The organism is Nocardioides sp. Z35_8 (assembly GCF_059621125.1).
On record NZ_JCAQIE010000001.1, the window covers coordinates 754,702 to 769,726 of the forward strand.

At 73.0% G+C, this 15,025-nt stretch carries 14 protein-coding genes; 8 read left to right on the forward strand and 6 right to left on the reverse strand.

The window, feature by feature from the left end:
• Positions 1–62: 62 nt before the first annotated feature.
• A complete protein-coding gene (locus AC54T2_RS03640; protein ID WP_496665543.1) occupies positions 63–584 on the reverse strand; it encodes a hypothetical protein in 522 nt (173 codons plus the stop codon).
• 37 nt (positions 585–621) lie between these two features.
• Positions 622–1,971 (reverse strand): GH1 family beta-glucosidase, encoded by a 1,350-nt coding sequence (locus AC54T2_RS03645; protein ID WP_186339561.1) that lies wholly within the window; start codon positions 1,969–1,971, stop codon positions 622–624.
• 18 nt (positions 1,972–1,989) lie between these two features.
• Between AC54T2_RS03645 and AC54T2_RS03650 the strand changes: the two genes are divergently transcribed.
• A complete protein-coding gene (locus tag AC54T2_RS03650) occupies positions 1,990–2,712 on the forward strand; it encodes a pirin family protein (protein WP_496665544.1) in 723 nt (240 codons plus the stop codon).
• Between the two features lie 103 nt (positions 2,713–2,815).
• Here the strand turns inward: AC54T2_RS03650 and AC54T2_RS03655 are convergent, their stop codons facing one another.
• Positions 2,816–4,399, reverse strand: coding sequence for an FAD-binding oxidoreductase (locus tag AC54T2_RS03655; RefSeq protein WP_496665545.1), 1,584 nt, complete (start codon positions 4,397–4,399; stop codon positions 2,816–2,818).
• A 17-nt stretch (positions 4,400–4,416) separates the two neighbouring features.
• Here AC54T2_RS03655 and AC54T2_RS03660 point away from each other — a divergent pair, with 17 nt between their 5' ends.
• Together AC54T2_RS03660 and AC54T2_RS03665 are read left to right on the forward strand one after the other, a co-directional pair.
• Positions 4,417–5,007 (forward strand): TetR family transcriptional regulator, encoded by a 591-nt coding sequence (locus AC54T2_RS03660; RefSeq protein WP_489976335.1) that lies wholly within the window; start codon positions 4,417–4,419, stop codon positions 5,005–5,007.
• Complete coding sequence (locus tag AC54T2_RS03665) at positions 5,007–6,587, forward strand: glycerol-3-phosphate dehydrogenase/oxidase (RefSeq protein ID WP_496665546.1); 1,581 nt, start codon at positions 5,007–5,009, stop codon at positions 6,585–6,587. Before AC54T2_RS03660 ends, AC54T2_RS03665 begins: the two co-directional genes overlap by 1 nt.
• 163 nt (positions 6,588–6,750) lie before the next feature.
• On the opposite strand, the gene glmS is transcribed toward AC54T2_RS03665, so the two are convergent.
• Both glmS and AC54T2_RS03675 read right to left on the reverse strand, forming a co-directional pair.
• On the reverse strand, positions 6,751–8,574 hold the full coding sequence (glmS, locus tag AC54T2_RS03670) for a glutamine--fructose-6-phosphate transaminase (isomerizing) (RefSeq protein WP_496665547.1): 1,824 nt from the start codon (positions 8,572–8,574) through the stop codon (positions 6,751–6,753).
• A 12-nt stretch (positions 8,575–8,586) separates the two neighbouring features.
• The gene (locus AC54T2_RS03675) at positions 8,587–8,847 is read right to left on the reverse strand and encodes a hypothetical protein (protein ID WP_496665548.1); all 261 of its coding nucleotides are present in this window, start codon (positions 8,845–8,847) and stop codon (positions 8,587–8,589) included.
• Between the two features lie 247 nt (positions 8,848–9,094).
• On the opposite strand from AC54T2_RS03675, the gene AC54T2_RS03680 reads away from it, so the two are divergent.
• Both AC54T2_RS03680 and AC54T2_RS03685 read left to right on the forward strand, forming a co-directional pair.
• Positions 9,095–9,220 (forward strand): hypothetical protein, encoded by a 126-nt coding sequence (locus AC54T2_RS03680; RefSeq protein WP_260988503.1) that lies wholly within the window; start codon positions 9,095–9,097, stop codon positions 9,218–9,220.
• A gap of 165 nt (positions 9,221–9,385) precedes the next feature.
• Positions 9,386–9,955 carry a YceI family protein gene (locus tag AC54T2_RS03685; RefSeq protein ID WP_496665549.1) on the forward strand — a complete coding sequence of 190 codons (570 nt, stop codon included), beginning with the start codon at positions 9,386–9,388 and terminating at the stop codon, positions 9,953–9,955.
• A gap of 354 nt (positions 9,956–10,309) precedes the next feature.
• Here AC54T2_RS03685 and AC54T2_RS03690 read toward each other — a convergent pair whose 3' ends face one another.
• Positions 10,310–12,037: a DEAD/DEAH box helicase gene (locus AC54T2_RS03690; RefSeq protein WP_241005257.1), complete on the reverse strand. Its 1,728-nt coding sequence runs from the start codon at positions 12,035–12,037 to the stop codon at positions 10,310–10,312.
• Positions 12,038–12,144: 107 nt separating this feature from the next.
• Between AC54T2_RS03690 and AC54T2_RS03695 the strand changes: the two genes are divergently transcribed.
• The 3 genes from AC54T2_RS03695 to AC54T2_RS03705 all read left to right on the forward strand — a co-directional run bounded on the left by AC54T2_RS03695 (position 12,145) and on the right by AC54T2_RS03705 (position 15,018).
• A complete protein-coding gene (locus AC54T2_RS03695; protein ID WP_186339569.1) occupies positions 12,145–13,062 on the forward strand; it encodes a GNAT family N-acetyltransferase in 918 nt (305 codons plus the stop codon).
• Between the two features lie 227 nt (positions 13,063–13,289).
• On the forward strand, positions 13,290–14,105 hold the full coding sequence (locus AC54T2_RS03700; protein ID WP_496665550.1) for a response regulator transcription factor: 816 nt from the start codon (positions 13,290–13,292) through the stop codon (positions 14,103–14,105).
• A gap of 172 nt (positions 14,106–14,277) precedes the next feature.
• A complete protein-coding gene (locus AC54T2_RS03705; protein WP_186339570.1) occupies positions 14,278–15,018 on the forward strand; it encodes a response regulator transcription factor in 741 nt (246 codons plus the stop codon).
• Positions 15,019–15,025: the final 7 nt, after the last annotated feature.

Here is a 15,025-nt window from a genome sequence, read left to right on the forward strand (position 1 = left end):
CGGGGTCGGTGCCGGCACCCCTCCTACCCGGAGCGGTCGCCGTCAAAACGCGGGAGGTCGTGTCAGGCAGGGCTCTCGCGCCGCTTCGCGCGCGACCGCACGCGGAACCAGCCGACGACCATCGCGAGCAGCGCGACCAGTCCGAGGGCCCACCCGAGCGTCGAGCCCCAGGCCCGCTCGGCCGTCGTACGCCACTCCCCGCCCTGCTGGTAGACGGTGATCTCGTCGCCCTTCCCCACGTCGCCGAGGCGGCGCAGCTCGTAGAGCGCGGAGGCCTGCTCACCGTCGGGCAGCTCGAAGACGACCGAGGTGTACTCCGTCGACCTCTGTCCGGCGCGGCTCGGGCCGAGATCCTCGAAGCCGAGGACCGTCGCCTGCTGCGTCTGCACGCCGGACGGCGGCTGGCGGCTGTCCCAGAAGTCGTAGAACCGCCACCCGACCACGACCACCATCACGAGCAGCAGGACCAGCGCGACCCAGGTCATGCCGTGGTTGTCGCGCGCCGCGCCGCCGGAGAAGCCGCCCCCCTCCGCACCGGGGCGGTCGGGGACGGGACGCTCGGGGACGGGACGCTCGTCGGCCATGGCGCGCAGTCAACCACCCGGCGACCAGCCAGCCGCGTCAGAGGTGCTGCGGTTGCGCGGCGATCAGCGCGGCGTACCAGTGGAACGACTTCTTGCGGGTGCGCTCGAGGGTGTCGTAGTCGACGTGCACGAGGCCGAAGCGCTGGTGGTGGCCCTCGGCCCACTCGAAGTTGTCGAGCAGCGACCAGCAGTAGTAGCCGCGCACGTCGACGCCACGCTGGACGGCCTCGGCGACGGCGTTGACGTGGGCGCGGTGGTAGTCGATGCGCGCCTGGTCGTCGACGACGCCGTCCTCGTCGGGGTCGCCTCCGTAGGCGCAGCCGGACTCGGTGATGACGATCGGCGGGAGCGCCGCACGGAACCGGGCGCGGAACATCACCAGCCACTCGCGCAGGGCGTCCGGGACGATCGGCCACCCGAGGTCGGTGGTCGGGTAGCCGACGACCTCGCGGACGGCGAAGGGGATGTCGGAGTCCTCGTCGGCCGCCGCGACCTTGAGCGGCTGGTAGTAGTTGACGCCGTAGAAGTCGAGCGGCTGGCGGATCGTGGCGAGGTCGCCGTCGGCCATCACGCCCTCGAAGAGGGGCATCAGGTCGGCGGGGTAGCGCCCGAGGAGCATCGGCTCGAGGAACGCGCCGTTCCACAGGGCGTCGAAGATCTTGCTCATCCCGACGTCGGCGTCGTCGTCGCTCGCGGGCCAGATGGGCGAGTGGTTGTTGGCGCAGCCGACCGACGTCGCGCCCGCCCGGCGCAGCTCGATGGCGGCGCGGCCGTGGGCCAGCAGCAGGTGGTGGGAGGCGGGCAGGCCGTCGAAGCGCAGCGTCTTGCCCGGGGCGTGCGTGCCGAGGCCGTAGCCGAGGATCGAGGCGACGTTGGGCTCGTTGACGGGGATCCAGTGCGCGACGCGGTCGGCGAGCCGCTCGCCCACGATCGCGGCGTACTCGGCGAAGCGCTCGACGGTGTCGCGGTTGAGCCAGCCGCCGTCGTCCTCGAGCGCCTGCGGCAGGTCCCAGTGGTAGAGCGTGACCATCGGCTCCTGGCCGTTGGCGAGCAGCGTGTCGACGAGCCGGTCGTAGAACGCGAGGCCCTTCTCGTTGGGCGCACCGCGCCCGGTCGGCTGGATCCGCGGCCAGGCGATCGAGAAGCGGTAGCCGCCCGTGCCGAGCTCCTTCATCAGCGCGACGTCCTCGTCGACGCGGTGGTAGTGGTCGCAGGCGACCGCTCCGGTGGTGCCGTCGGCGACCCGACCCGGCTCCGCGGCGAAGGTGTCCCAGATGCTCGGTCCCCGGCCGTCCTCGGCCACCGCACCCTCGATCTGGTAGCTCGCCGTGCTCGTGCCGAAGCGGAAACCGGGCGGGAGCAGGGGGAGGTCGTGCGGGGAAGCCACACCGGCGAAGATATCGCCATGGGCATCGCCGTGTACGCGGGTTCGCGGAGGTCGACCGAGACCGACGCGGGCCGGGTCACGCGCCACTCCTTCTCCTTCGGCCCCCACTACGACCCGGCCAACCTCGGCTTCGGGCCGCTGGTGTGCCACAACGACGACCTGCTCGACCCCTCTGCCGCGGGGGCCGCGGGGGTCGCGGGGGTCGCGGGGGTCGCGGGCTACCCCGAGCACCCGCACACCGACCTCGAGATCGTCACCTGGGTGCTCGAGGGCGCGCTCGTGCACACCGACTCCTCCGGTGCCAGCCACGTCGTGGAGGCCGGGCGGGCCCAGGTGCTGTCCGCCGGCACCGGCGTGCGCCACAGCGAGGTCGCCGACCGGCACTCGGGGCGCTGCCGGTTCGTCCAGGCCTGGCTCACCCCGTCGACCCCCGGCACCACTCCGTCGTACGTCCTCGGCGAGGCGCCGCAGCCCTCGTCCGGACTGGTGGAGGTCGCCGGCGGCGACGGCCTGCCGGTCGGCACCGCCGGCGCCCGGCTGCTCGTCGCGCGCCTGGCCGCTGGCGAGTCGGTGGCCCTGCCCGACGACCCGCGCCAGCACGTCTTCGCGGCGACGGGCGCTGCCACGCTCGACGGTCTCGACCTGCACTCCGGTGACGCCGTACGCCTCACCGACGAGCCCGGCCGCGTCCTGAGCGCGGCCGAGGCGACCGAGCTGCTGGTCTGGTCCTTCCCCGGGTAGGTGCTCGCCCGGGCTAGTCTCGTCCGGGTAGTCAGGGACGGTCTGGTCGGTTTTCGACCCGCCCACCAACCGGTGTGTCCCTCACTACCCCTCGCCGGTGGGGTTACGGGATGAGGACGCCCGGGTTGAGGACCCCGCGGGGGTCGAGCTCGGCCTTGACCGCGCGGAGCACCCGCACCCCGACCTCGCCGATCTCCGCGGCGAGCCACGGCCGGTGGTCGGTGCCGATGGCGTGGTGGTGGCTGATCGTGGCGCCGGCGGCGACGATCGCGTCGCTGGCCGCGGCCTTGGCGGCCTGCCACTGCGCGAGCGGGTCGTCGCCCTGGCGGGCGGCGACGGTGAAGTAGAGCGAGCAGCCGGTCTCGTAGACGTGCGACACGTGGCACAGCACGAGCGTGCCCTCCCCGAGCGACGAGGTGAGGGCCGTCGAGACGTCGGCGTGCAGCCGCTCGCGGTCCGACCAGAAGCAGGCCGTCTCGAGCGTCTCGACGAGGACGCCGTGGTCGAGCAGCGCGTCGCGGAGGTAGGGCCCGTCGAAGCGCCCGTGCGCCCACCTCTCCCCCGGCTCGGTGCCGAGCGGCGTCCCGCCGAGGTCGGTCAGCGCCGCGGTGACGGCCGCGCGCCTGGCCTCCACCAACGCCTCGGTGCCCTCGTAGCCGGTCACCATCAGGCAGCCGGGGTCGTCGGTGGCGCCGATGGCGGACGGGTCGGCCAGGTTGATCGCCGTCTCGGCCTCGTCGGAGAGCCGCAGCACCGTCGGCAGCAGCCCGGACTGCGCCAGGACGCGCATGGCGTCGGAGCCGGCGCCGAACGACGGCCAGCGCCAGCCCTCGTACGCCGTCACGGCGGGCGCGCGCCGCACCCGGAGCGTCACCGACGTGATGACGCCGAACGCGCCCTCCGAGCCGAGCAGCAGCTGGCGCAGGTCGGGTCCGGCGGCGCTGGCGGGCGCCGCGCCGAGGTCGAGCGAGCCGGTGGGCGTGGCGGCCGTGAGCCCGACGACCATCGCGTCGAAGCGGCCGTAGCCGGCGCTCGACTGGCCGCTGGAGCGGGTCGCGGCGAAGCCGCCGATCGAGGCGTGGCGGAACGACTGGGGATAGTGCCCGAGGGTCAGGCCCCGCTCGGCGAGGAGCGCCTCGGCCTCCGGTCCGCGCAGCCCGGGCTCGAGGGTCGCGGTCATGGAGACCTCGTCGACGGCGAGGAGGCGCCTCATCCGGCCCAGGTCGAGGCTGATGACGCCGGCGAAGCCGTCGCGACGGGCCGCCAGGCCTCCGGTCACGCAGGTGCCGCCACCGAAGGGCACCACCGCGACCCGGTGCTCGTCGGCCCACCGCAGCACGGCCTCGACCTCGGCGTGCCCGTCGGGCCGCACGACCGCGTCGGGCGCGTCGGCGAGGTCGCCGGCCCGGGCCCGCAGCAGGTCGGGGGTCGACTTGCCGCGCGTACGCACCGTGCGGGTGGCGTCGTCGACCAGCACGTGCTCGGCGCCGACGACGCGGCGAAGGTCGTCGAGCAGGGCCGCGTCGAGCGCACACGCCGGGGGTCGAGCCCCGCTCACCGGACGGCGGTCCTGCAGGCCGAAGGCCAGCTCGACCAGGCCGAGCGCCGAGTCGGGCAGGACGGTGGCCGAGGCCGGGTCGCCCCAGCGCTGGGGGTGCATCTCGGGGACGGGCGAGGCGGGAGACATGCGTTACAGTGTGACAGATGTCGTCACTTCGTCACACCGCGGACCCACGCCTCGACGGCTACCTCGACGTGGCCCGAGAGTGCATCCTCGACCTGGGCTGGCGGCGTACGACGCTCACCGAGGTCGCCCGGCGCGCGGACGTCTCCCGCATGACCATCTACCGCGCCTGGCCCGACATGGGCGCGCTGCTCGGCGACCTGATGACCCGCGAGTGGGTCGGCATCGCCGCCGCCATCAGCCGCGCGGCCGCCGACACCACGACCCCCGCCGGGATCGCCGAGGCGGCGCTCGCCACCGTGCGGGCGCTGCGCGACAACGGGCTCTTCGTCAGGATCGTCGAGCTCGACCCCGACCTGATGCTGCCCTACCTCCTCCACCGCCGCGGCCGCTCGCAGGAGGCGCTGGTGGAGATCCTCGCCGCCGAGATCGAGAGCGGCCAGGCCTCCGGCGCGATCCGTCAGGGCGACGCCGTGCCGATGGCACGGGCGCTGACGCTGGGCGCGCACGGGTTCGTCTTCTCCGCCCTCACCATGACCGACGACCGCGTCTCGCTGGCCGACCTCGACGCGGAATACGTCCGCGCCGTCACCCGCGCGCTGGAGCCGTGATGTCCCCGGCCCGCCGGATCGTCCCCGGCCTCGACGCCATCCCCGCGGAGGTCGACGTCGTCGTCGTCGGGCTGGGCATCACCGGTGCGGGCGTCGCCCTCGACGCCGTCACCCGAGGGCTGTCGGTGCTCGCCGTCGACGCCCACGACGTCGCGTTCGGGACGTCGCGGTGGTCGTCCAAGCTGGTCCACGGCGGGCTGCGCTACCTCGCCCAGGGCCAGCTCGCCATCGCGCGGGAGAGCGCCGTCGAGCGCGGGATCCTGATGCACCGCACGGCTCCCCACCTCGTCCGGGCGCTGCCGATGCTGACCCCGCTCGACGACGCGATGCCGCGCCGCCGAGCAGCCCTCACGTGGGCGGGCCTGCGGGCCGGCGACGCGCTCCGGCGCTCCGCCGGCACCACCACCCGCACCCTCCCCCGGCCGCGCCGGCTCAATGCGACCGAGGCCCTCGCCCTCGCGCCCACGCTGCGTCGCGAGGGCCTCCGCGGCGGCCTGCTCGCCTGGGACGGCCAGCTCGAGGACGACGCGCGGCTGGTGGTCACCGTCGCGCGCACGGCGGCGTCGTACGGCGCCCACGTGCGCACCCGGGCTCGCGTCACGTCCGCGACCGGCACCGCCGTGACGCTGCGCGACGAGCTGACCGGCACGACGTACGACGTCCGCGCGCGCGCCGTCGTCAACGCCACGGGCGTCTGGGCCGGCGACCTCGACGAGCGGGTGCGGCTGCGCCCGAGCCGGGGCACCCACCTCGTCCTGCGCGGGTCGGCGCTGCCCCGCACCCGGGTGGCGGTGATGGTGCCGATCCCCGGCACGAGCGCGCGCTTCGCGATGGTGCTCCCGCAGCCGGACGGCACGATCTACGTCGGCCTCACCGACGAGCCCGCGCCCGGGCCGGTGCCCGACGTGCCCGTGCCGAGCGAGGGCGAGATCGACTTCCTGCTGGCGTTGGTGGCGCCCACCTTCACCGTCCCGCCGACGCGGGCCGACGTCGTCGGCGCCTTCGCCGGCCTTCGACCGTTGCTCGAGGTCGCCGGCACCGATGCCACGGCCGACCTGTCGCGCCGCCACGCCATCCTCACCGCGCCCACCGGCGTGACGACGGTCGTGGGCGGCAAGCTCACCACCTACCGGCGGATGGCGCAGGACACCCTCGACGCGCTCGTCGCCGCCGGTCGGCTCGAGGCCGGCTCGTGCCGCACGGCGTCGCTCCCCCTGCTCGGCGCCGCCGCCCCCGACGACCTGCGTCGGACGACGGTGCCCGCCCGGCTCGTCCGACGCTTCGGCACCGACGCCGAGCTCGTGCTCGCCGTCGCCCGCGAGGTGACCGGCCTGGCCGACGACGAGCTGCTCGCGCCGGTGTCCGACGACGTCCACGTGACCCTCGCCGAGCTGGTCTTCGCGATCACCCACGAGGGCGCGCACGACGTCGACGACCTGCTCGGGCGGCGTACCCGCGTCGGCCTCGTCGCCGAGGACCGGGCAGCGGCCGAGCCGCTGGCCCGTCGGGCGCTGCAGCTGGTCTCCGCCTCGTCGCGCCCGGTCTCGAGGGGGGTCTCGACGGGGCGTTCGCGGCCCTGATCCGGGGCGTGATCTTCGCGACAGCAAAATCCGCGGGCCACTTCGGGGGAACCTCGGACAGGACGTGGAGCGGGTGGGAAGGTTCTCCACGGCGCGCCCCTTGCCGACCCCATGCGGCAAGGGGCGGCCAGTCCATCTCAGGCCCGGGTTGCGGGCTCCCGGGTCACTCGACGGTGACCGACTTGGCCAGGTTGCGCGGCTTGTCGATGTCGTGTCCGAGGTGCCGCGCGGCGTGGTAGGCGAGCAGCTGCAGCGGGATCGTCAGCAGGATCGGGTCGAGCTCGGGCTCGTTGCGGGGTACCACGATCCGGCGCGCGCCGACCTCCCCGAGGTCGACGTCCTCGTGCGTGATGACGACCAGGGCCCCCTTGCGCGCCTCGATCTCGTGCAGCGCGCCGACGTTGCGCTCGGTGAGCTCGTCATGGGGCACGAGCGCGACGGTCGGCACCTCGGGGTCGATCAGGGCCAACGGGCCATGCTTGAGCTCGGAGGTCTGGTAGGCCTCGGCGTGGCGATAGCTGATCTCCTTGAACTTCTGGGCCCCCTCGCGGGCCACCGGGAAGCCGCGCACCCGGCCGATGAAGAACAGGCTGCGCGCCTCGGCGAGGTCGTGGGCGACCTCGACCAGGTCGGCCTCGCCGGCGAGGATCTCCTCGATCTGCCCGGGCAGCCGCTCGAGCCCCGCGACCAGGCGCTTGCCGTCGGCGATGGAGAGGTCCCTCACGCGGCCGAGCTGGAGGGCGAGCAGCGCGAAGCCCAGGAACATGTTGGTCAGCGCCTTGGTGCTGGCGACGGCCACCTCCGGACCGGCGTGCAGGTAGATCCCGCCGTCGCACTCACGCGCGATCGCCGATCCGACGACGTTGACCAGCCCGACGCAGCGCCCGCCCTTGCGGCGCACCTCCTGCACCGCCAGCAGGGTGTCGATCGTCTCGCCCGACTGGCTGACCGCGACGTAGAGGGTGTCGGGCTCGATCACCGGGTCGCGGTAGCGGAACTCGCTGGCCGCCTCGGCGTCGGCCGGGATCCTGGCCAGCTCCTCGATCAGCGCCGCGCCCATCTGGCCGACGTAGTAGGCCGAGCCGCACCCGAGGATCTTCACCCGGCGCACCGCCCGCAGCTCGCGGGCGTCCATGTCGAGCCCGCCGAGGTGGGCGGTGCCGAAGCGCTCGTCGAGCCGGCCCCGCAGCACGGCCTGGGCGGTGGTGGGCTGCTCGAGGATCTCCTTGCGCATGTAGGACTCGTGCTCGCCCGCGTCGTACGACGCCGCGTCGACGTCGAGCACCGCCGCGGTCTTGACGGTGGCGACGAGGTCGCGGTGGCGCATCGTGCTGAACCCGGCAGCCGTGACGGTCGCCATCTCGCCGTCGTCGAGCACGGCCACGGTGGTGGTGTGGCGCACGATCGCGGCGAGGTCGGAGGCGACGTACATCTCCTTGTCGCCGACACCGACCACGAGCGGGCTGCCGTTGCGCGCCACGACGATGCGGTCGGGGAAGTCGGCGTGCAGCACCGCGAGCCCGTACGTCCCGACGACCGCGCCGAGGGCGTCGCGGACCTTGCCCTCGAGCGTGTCGGCGTCGCTGCGTGCGACGAGGTGGGCGAGCACCTCGGTGTCGGTGTCGCTGGCGAGCGTGACGCCGGCGTCGGTCAGCTCGGCACGCAGCGCGGCGGAGTTGTCGAGAATGCCGTTGTGCACGACCGCGACGCGGCCGGCCTCGTCGGTGTGCGGGTGGGCGTTGGCGTCGGTCGCGGGGCCGTGGGTCGCCCACCGGGTGTGGCCGATGCCGGTGGTGCCGGCGAAGCGCTTCGGCAGCGCGTCGCCGAGGTCGCGCACCCGCCCGGCCCGCTTGGCCACCCGGACGCCCCGAGGGCCGAGCACCGCGACCCCGGCGGAGTCGTACCCGCGGTGCTCGAGGCGGGTGAGCCCCTCCAGGACGATCGGGGCGGCCTCCTGGCGGCCGATGTAACCGACGATTCCACACATGGGGACGGGGTCCTATCCGTAGATGATGCGCCGCAGCTGGCGCTCGGTGAGCTCCGGAGCAGCGACGACGCGATGGGTGAGCTCCTCGGCGATGCGCGCGAAGATCTCGGGGTTCTTGGCGCCGTAGGTCTTGAGGTGCGCGTGGCGCGCCCTGACGTAGTCCTCCACCGGCTGGGCGTGGAAGGCGATCACGTCGTCGATCACCCGCGCCGCCTCGCCCGGCGTCAGCGGCGTGGTGGCGACGACGTGGGCGACGAGGTCGGGGTCCGGCACCGGGCGATCATGCCTGCGAGATCGGTCGCGCGACCAGTTCCTGCCCGAAATCGGGCAGAAAGTCGTCTGTTGGCGCGGGATCCCCCCGGCGGTTCGTGTCGGCCTGTCGCCTCGGTGGAGCATGAGCCCGGCCCACGCATGCTTCTGGCCGCTCGGGTGGGGCGCGGATGCGCGTCAGGTCGTTCGGAGTCCCCTCGGGTGGAGACCTGCTAGGTTGGGTGAACAGCAGGTGAACGAGAGGTGTCCGATGAGCACGCAGACGATGACCGACCGCCCGGTCTGCACGTGGACCCCGGTGACCGACGCGTCGGGTCGCACCCGCATGGAGGCGCGCTGGTCGACCTCCTCGGTGTTCTCCGCCCAGGTCGCCTGACGCGGTCCGCATCCGAGCCACGTCCCCACGCGGGGGCGTGGCTCGTGTCATGTCCGGACGCCGATCACGTCCGGGGAGGAATCTCTGGCTGTTCGGGAATGAACCCGGGGCATGGGTCGTTAGGATGGTTGAAAGTTCTACCAACTACCTGACGAGGGAGCCCTCATGAGCACCGGATTCGACGCCTCCACCACCGCCATCGACGACATCTCGGGCGACTACACGATCGACGTGACCCACAGCCGCCTCGGCTTCGTGGCCCGTCACGCCATGGTGACCAAGGTTCGCGGCCAGTTCGGCTCGTTCGACGGCACCGCCCACATCGACGAGGCCGACCCGTCCGCGTCCAAGGTCGACATCTCCATCGACGTCGCCTCCATCGACAGCGGCACCGCGGACCGCGACGGCCACCTCCGCTCCGGGGACTTCTTCGACGTCGAGACCTACCCCAAGCTCACCTTCTCCTCCACCGACGTCACGCGCGACGGCACCACGTGGACCATCACCGGCGACCTGACGATCAAGGACGTCACCAAGCCGGTCACGATCGCCTTCGAGCAGACCGGTTCGGCCCGCGACCCCTTCGGCAACGTGCGCGTCGGCTTCGAGGGCGAGACCACCGTCAACCGCAAGGAGTGGGGCCTCACCTGGAACGCCGGCCTCGAGACCGGCGGCGTCCTCGTCTCCGACAAGATCAAGCTCGAGTTCGACGTCTCCGCGATCCGCAACGCCTGAGTTGTCGAGTGGGCGCGTCCTGACGCCCCCATCCGGTCGAGTGGGCGCGTCCTGACGCGCTGAACCCCTCGAGTCGGCGCGTCCTGACGCACGAATGGCATCGAGTCGGCGCTTCCTCACCAGTTCATGGTGCGGAGGCGCCGACTCGACGCATTTCCAGGCAGCTCGAACGCGCCGACTCGACGTGCCAACGCGGTCAGGACGCACCGACTCGACGGGCCTACTCGGTCAGGACGCGCCGACTCGACGTGCCTACGCGGTCAGGACGCGCCGACTCGACGTGCCTACGCGGTCAGGACGCGCCGACTCGACGGGCCTACTCGGTCAGGACGCGCCCACTCGACACCTATGCCGTCAGCGGGGGTTCTTGCCCTGGTAGCCGCCGCCCTTGCGGTGGCCACCGCCCGAGCGGCCGCGGAAGGGGCCGTTGTCGGGCTTGATCTCGATCAGCTTGCCGGAGATCCGGGTGCCGGCGAGGCGCTCGAGGGTGCCGGGCGGGAGGTCGGCGGGGAGCTCGACGACGGAGAACTCGGGCTTGATCGAGATGTAGCCGAAGTCGCCGCGCGACAGGCCGCCCTCGTTGGCCAGGGCGCCGACGATCTGGCGCGGCTCGACCTTGTGCCGCTTGCCGACCTCGATGCGGTAGGCCGCCATCGGCTGGCCGCTGCGCGACTCGCGCGGGCTGCGGTCGGCCTTGCCGCCGTGGCTCGAGCGCTCCTCGAACGAGCGGGTGCGCGGCTCGGGCTCCGGGTCGAGGAGCAGCGGCTGCTCGCCGTGCATCACCGCGGCGAGGGCGGCGGCCACGTCGACCTCGGCGACGCCGTACTCGCTGACGTAGTGCGAGACCACGTCGCGGAAGAAGTCGATCCGCTCCGGCTGGGTCAGCGCCTCGGTGATCTGGTCGTCGAACCGCGAGAGCCGCGTGGCGTTGACGTCGTCGACGCTCGGCAGCTGCATCTGCGTCAGCGGCTGCTTGGTGGCCTTCTCGATCGCGCGGAGCAGGTGCCGCTCGCGCGGGGTGACGAACGCGATCGAGTCGCCGCTGCGACCGGCGCGGCCGGTGCGACCGATGCGGTGGACGTAGGACTCGGTGTCGGTCGGGATGTCGTAGTTGACGACGTGGCTGATCCGCTCGACGTCGAGGCCGCGGGCCGCGACGTCGGTGGCGACGAGGATGTCGAGCTTGCCGGCCTTGAGCTGGTTGACGGTGCGCTCGCGCTGCACCTGCGCGACGTCGCCGTTGATCGCCATCGCGGAGTAGCCGCGGGCGCGCAGCTTCTCGGCGAGCGTCTCGGTCTCGTTCTTGGTGCGGACGAAGACGATCATCGCCTCGAAGTTCTCCACCTCGAGGATGCGCGTGAGCGCGTCGACCTTCTGGGGGTAGGAGACGATGAGGTAGCGCTGGGTGATGTTGGAGGCCGTCGACGTCTTGCCCTTGACCGAGATCTCGACGGGGTCGTTGAGGTACTTCTCCGCGATGCGGCGGATCGCCTTGGGCATCGTGGCGGAGAAGAGCGCGACGTCCTTGTCGGCCGGGGTGTCGGCCAGGATCGTCTCGACGTCCTCCGCGAAGCCCATGTTGAGCATCTCGTCGGCCTCGTCGAGGACCAGGAACCGCAGCTCGCTGAGGTCGAGCGTGCCCTTCTCGAGGTGGTCCATGACCCGGCCCGGGGTGCCGACGACGACGTGGACGCCGCGACGCAGCGCCGAGAGCTGCACGCCGTAGCCCTGGCCGCCGTAGATCGGCAGCACGCTGACGCCCTTGATATGGGCGGCGTAGCGCTCGAACGCCTCCGAGACCTGCAGCGCGAGCTCGCGGGTGGGTGCCAGCACGAGGGCCTGCGGGGTCTTCTGCGAGCGGTCGAGGCGGGAGAGGATCGGCAGCGCGAACGCGGCGGTCTTGCCGGTGCCGGTCTGGGCGAGCCCGACGACGTCGCGGCCCTCGAGCAGCTGCGGGATCGTGCGCGCCTGGATCGGCGAGGGGGACTCGTAGCCCACGTCCGCGAGGGCCTTGAGCACCTCGGCGGAGAGGCCGAGGTCGGAGAAGGTCTGCTCGGGCGCTGCGGGCTGCTCGTCGTTCACGCTCACCACGGTAGGGCCTCAGGCGGCAAAGTGGGATTTCGCGCCCGCCCCCGTGGACGGCGATAAGCGCGCGACAGCAGGCAACGTGAGGCAGCACACTCCCCTGCATGTCGACTCGCGCCGCCACCCTCCCCGAGGGCCTCACCACCCGTCCGCTCCGGAGGTCCGACGCGGGCGCCGTCCACCGGCTGATGGTCGCCCAGGAGCTCGAGGACATCGGGCAGGTCGCGATCGAGGAGGCCGACATCGTCAGCGACTGGGCGCGGCCCAGCCACGACCTCGCCGCACGCTCGGTGGGCGTCCTCGACGGCGACACCCTCGTCGCGTACGCCGAGCTGACGGGCGCCGACCGCGCCGACACCGCGGTGCTCCCCTCCCACCGCGGCCGCGGCATCGGCACCTGGCTGGCCCGGTGGCTCGTCGACCTCGGCCGCGACCTGGGCTCGCCGGCCGTCGGGATGCCGGTCCCGCAGGGCTCGCCCGGCGACCGCCTGCTGGAGTCGCTCGGCTTCCGCGTGCGGTGGACGAGCTGGGTGCTCCGGCTGCCCGAGGGCGCCACCGTGCCCGCGCGACCGCTGCCCGAGGGCTACGTCGTGCGCACGGCCGCCGCCGGCGAGGTCCGCGCCGCCCACGACGTGCTGGAGGACGCGTTCCTCGAGTGGTCGGTACGCGAGCGCGAGCCGTTCGAGGACTTCGAGGCGGCCACGACCGGCCGCCCCGGCTTCGAGCCGTGGAACCTGCGCGTGGCGCTCGACCCGGACGGCACGGTCGTGGGGGTCTCGCTCGTGCTCGTCTCCGACGAGGGCACCACGGCGTACGTCGACCGGCTCGCGGTGCGGCGCGACCAGCGCCGCCGGGGGATCGCGCAGGCGCTCCTCGTCGACTCCTTCGCCCGCGGTCGCGAGCACGGCACGCGCACCTTCGAGCTGGGCACCGACTCGCGGACCGGCGCGCTGCCGATGTACGAGCGGGTCGGGATGGCGGTGGAGCAGGTCTGGGTCAACCGGGCGATCGACCTGCGCTGAGCCGACGGTGACGGTGACGGTGACGGGTGACAGGGCGACAGGGGACGCCCGGCGCGGCCGCGTCCATCCCCGGTCTAGACAGGCCGTCGCCCCGTCAGACCGTCCCTATGTCTGGCCCGGGGATGGCATTAGCATCGAGCGACGCCGCTCGGGCGGCGCACGGCGAGGGCGTGGGGCCCTTGTCTTCGCATCTGTGGGGGTTTGACGTGCAAGAACTTCATGCTTTGGTGGTCGAGGACGATCCTGACATCTCGTCAGCGCTGGTGGAGACCCTCGAGGGGGCCGGTTTCCGGGTGACCTCGGCGCCGGACGGACGACAAGCGGTGAGCGTGGCGGCCAGCGACCCGCCCGACCTGGTCACCCTCGACCTGACGCTCCCGCACATGGACGGCATCGAGGTGTGCCGTCGCATCCGCGAGACCAGCGACTGCTACATCGTGATCGTGTCCGCGCGCTCCGACGAGGTCGACAAGCTGATCGGCCTCGAGGTCGGGGCCGACGACTTCGTGCTCAAGCCGTTCTCGCCGCGCGAGCTGCGCGCCCGGGTGGCTGCGCTGTTCCGCCGGCCCCGGACTGCGGCGGGGGCCGACGAGTCGGCGTCCGGTCGCGGTCCGCAGGTGCCGAGCCCCGCGCAGCCGGTCGAGGAGCCGACCACGATCTCCGCCGGGGCGGGGCTCGTCATCAACTCGGCCCGCCGCGAGGTGCAGGTCAACGGCGCGATCGTCGATCTGACCCGCATCGAGTACGACGTCCTGGAGTACCTCGCCGTCCACCTGTCCCGGGTCTGCACCCGCGAGGAGATGGTGCTGGCGATCTGGAGCAGCGCCCTGACCCACGACCACCACCTCGTGGACGTGCACGTGGCCAACCTGCGCGGCAAGCTGCGCCGGCACTCCGACGCCACCTGGATCCACACGATCCGTGGCATCGGCTACCGGATGGACCGCGAGGAGGACGACGACCAGGAGCGGCGCTCCGGGGGAGGACCCTTCCTCGTGGCACGCATCGACTCCGACGACCGGGCCCGCGGCCTGGACTTCTGAGCCGTCCGCTCCCCCACCCGCCGGTGCCGTCCGGCGGGTGCGCGTGGGGCCGATTCACCACATGACCCACCGGTCGCCGCCTAGCATCGGTGCAGGGGGTCTCGCACGCCGACCGGTTTGAGCCGTCCGCGCGCGGGGTAGGTGAACGGTCAACCAGGGGAGTGGACTGATCATGGATGCACGCACGGCCGTCGTGGTCGAGGACGACCGCGACGTCGGCGACGCCATCAGCCAGCTGCTCGACCAGGCCGGCTTCGACGTCACCGTCGCGACCACCGGCGCCGACGCCCTCGCGCACATCGCCGAGCGGCGCCCCGATCTCGTCACCCTCGACCTCACGCTCCCCGACATCGACGGGGTCGAGGTCTGCCGCCGGATCCGCGCGGTCAGCGACTGCTACGTGATCGTGATCAGCGGCCGCACCGCCGAGCTCGACCGGCTCATCGGTCTCGAGGTGGGCGCCGACGACTACGTCGTCAAGCCGTTCTCGATGCGCGAGCTCCAGGCTCGCGTCGCGGCGCTCTTCCGGCGCCCGCGCACCACGGAGGCCGGACCGGAGCCCGCGCCCACCCTGGTCGCGGTGCCCGACCCGCCGGCGACGCGGCAGGAGGGGTGCCGCGACCTCAGCATCAACCGCGACGCCCGCGAGGTCCTCGTGGAGGGCCGCGAGGTCGGCCTCACCCGCACCGAGTTCGACCTGCTCGCCCACCTCGTGGCCAACCCGGGCGTGGTCGTGCCCCGCGAGGAGCTGATGCGCGCGGTCTGGGACAGCGACTTCGTCCCCGACAGCACCCACGTGGTCGACGTCCACCTGGCCAACCTGCGCCGCAAGCTCCGCGCCGCCGCCACCGGCAACCAGTGGATCCGCACCATCCGCGGGGTCGGGTTCCGCTTCGACCCCTGCTGCGACTGACCCCCGG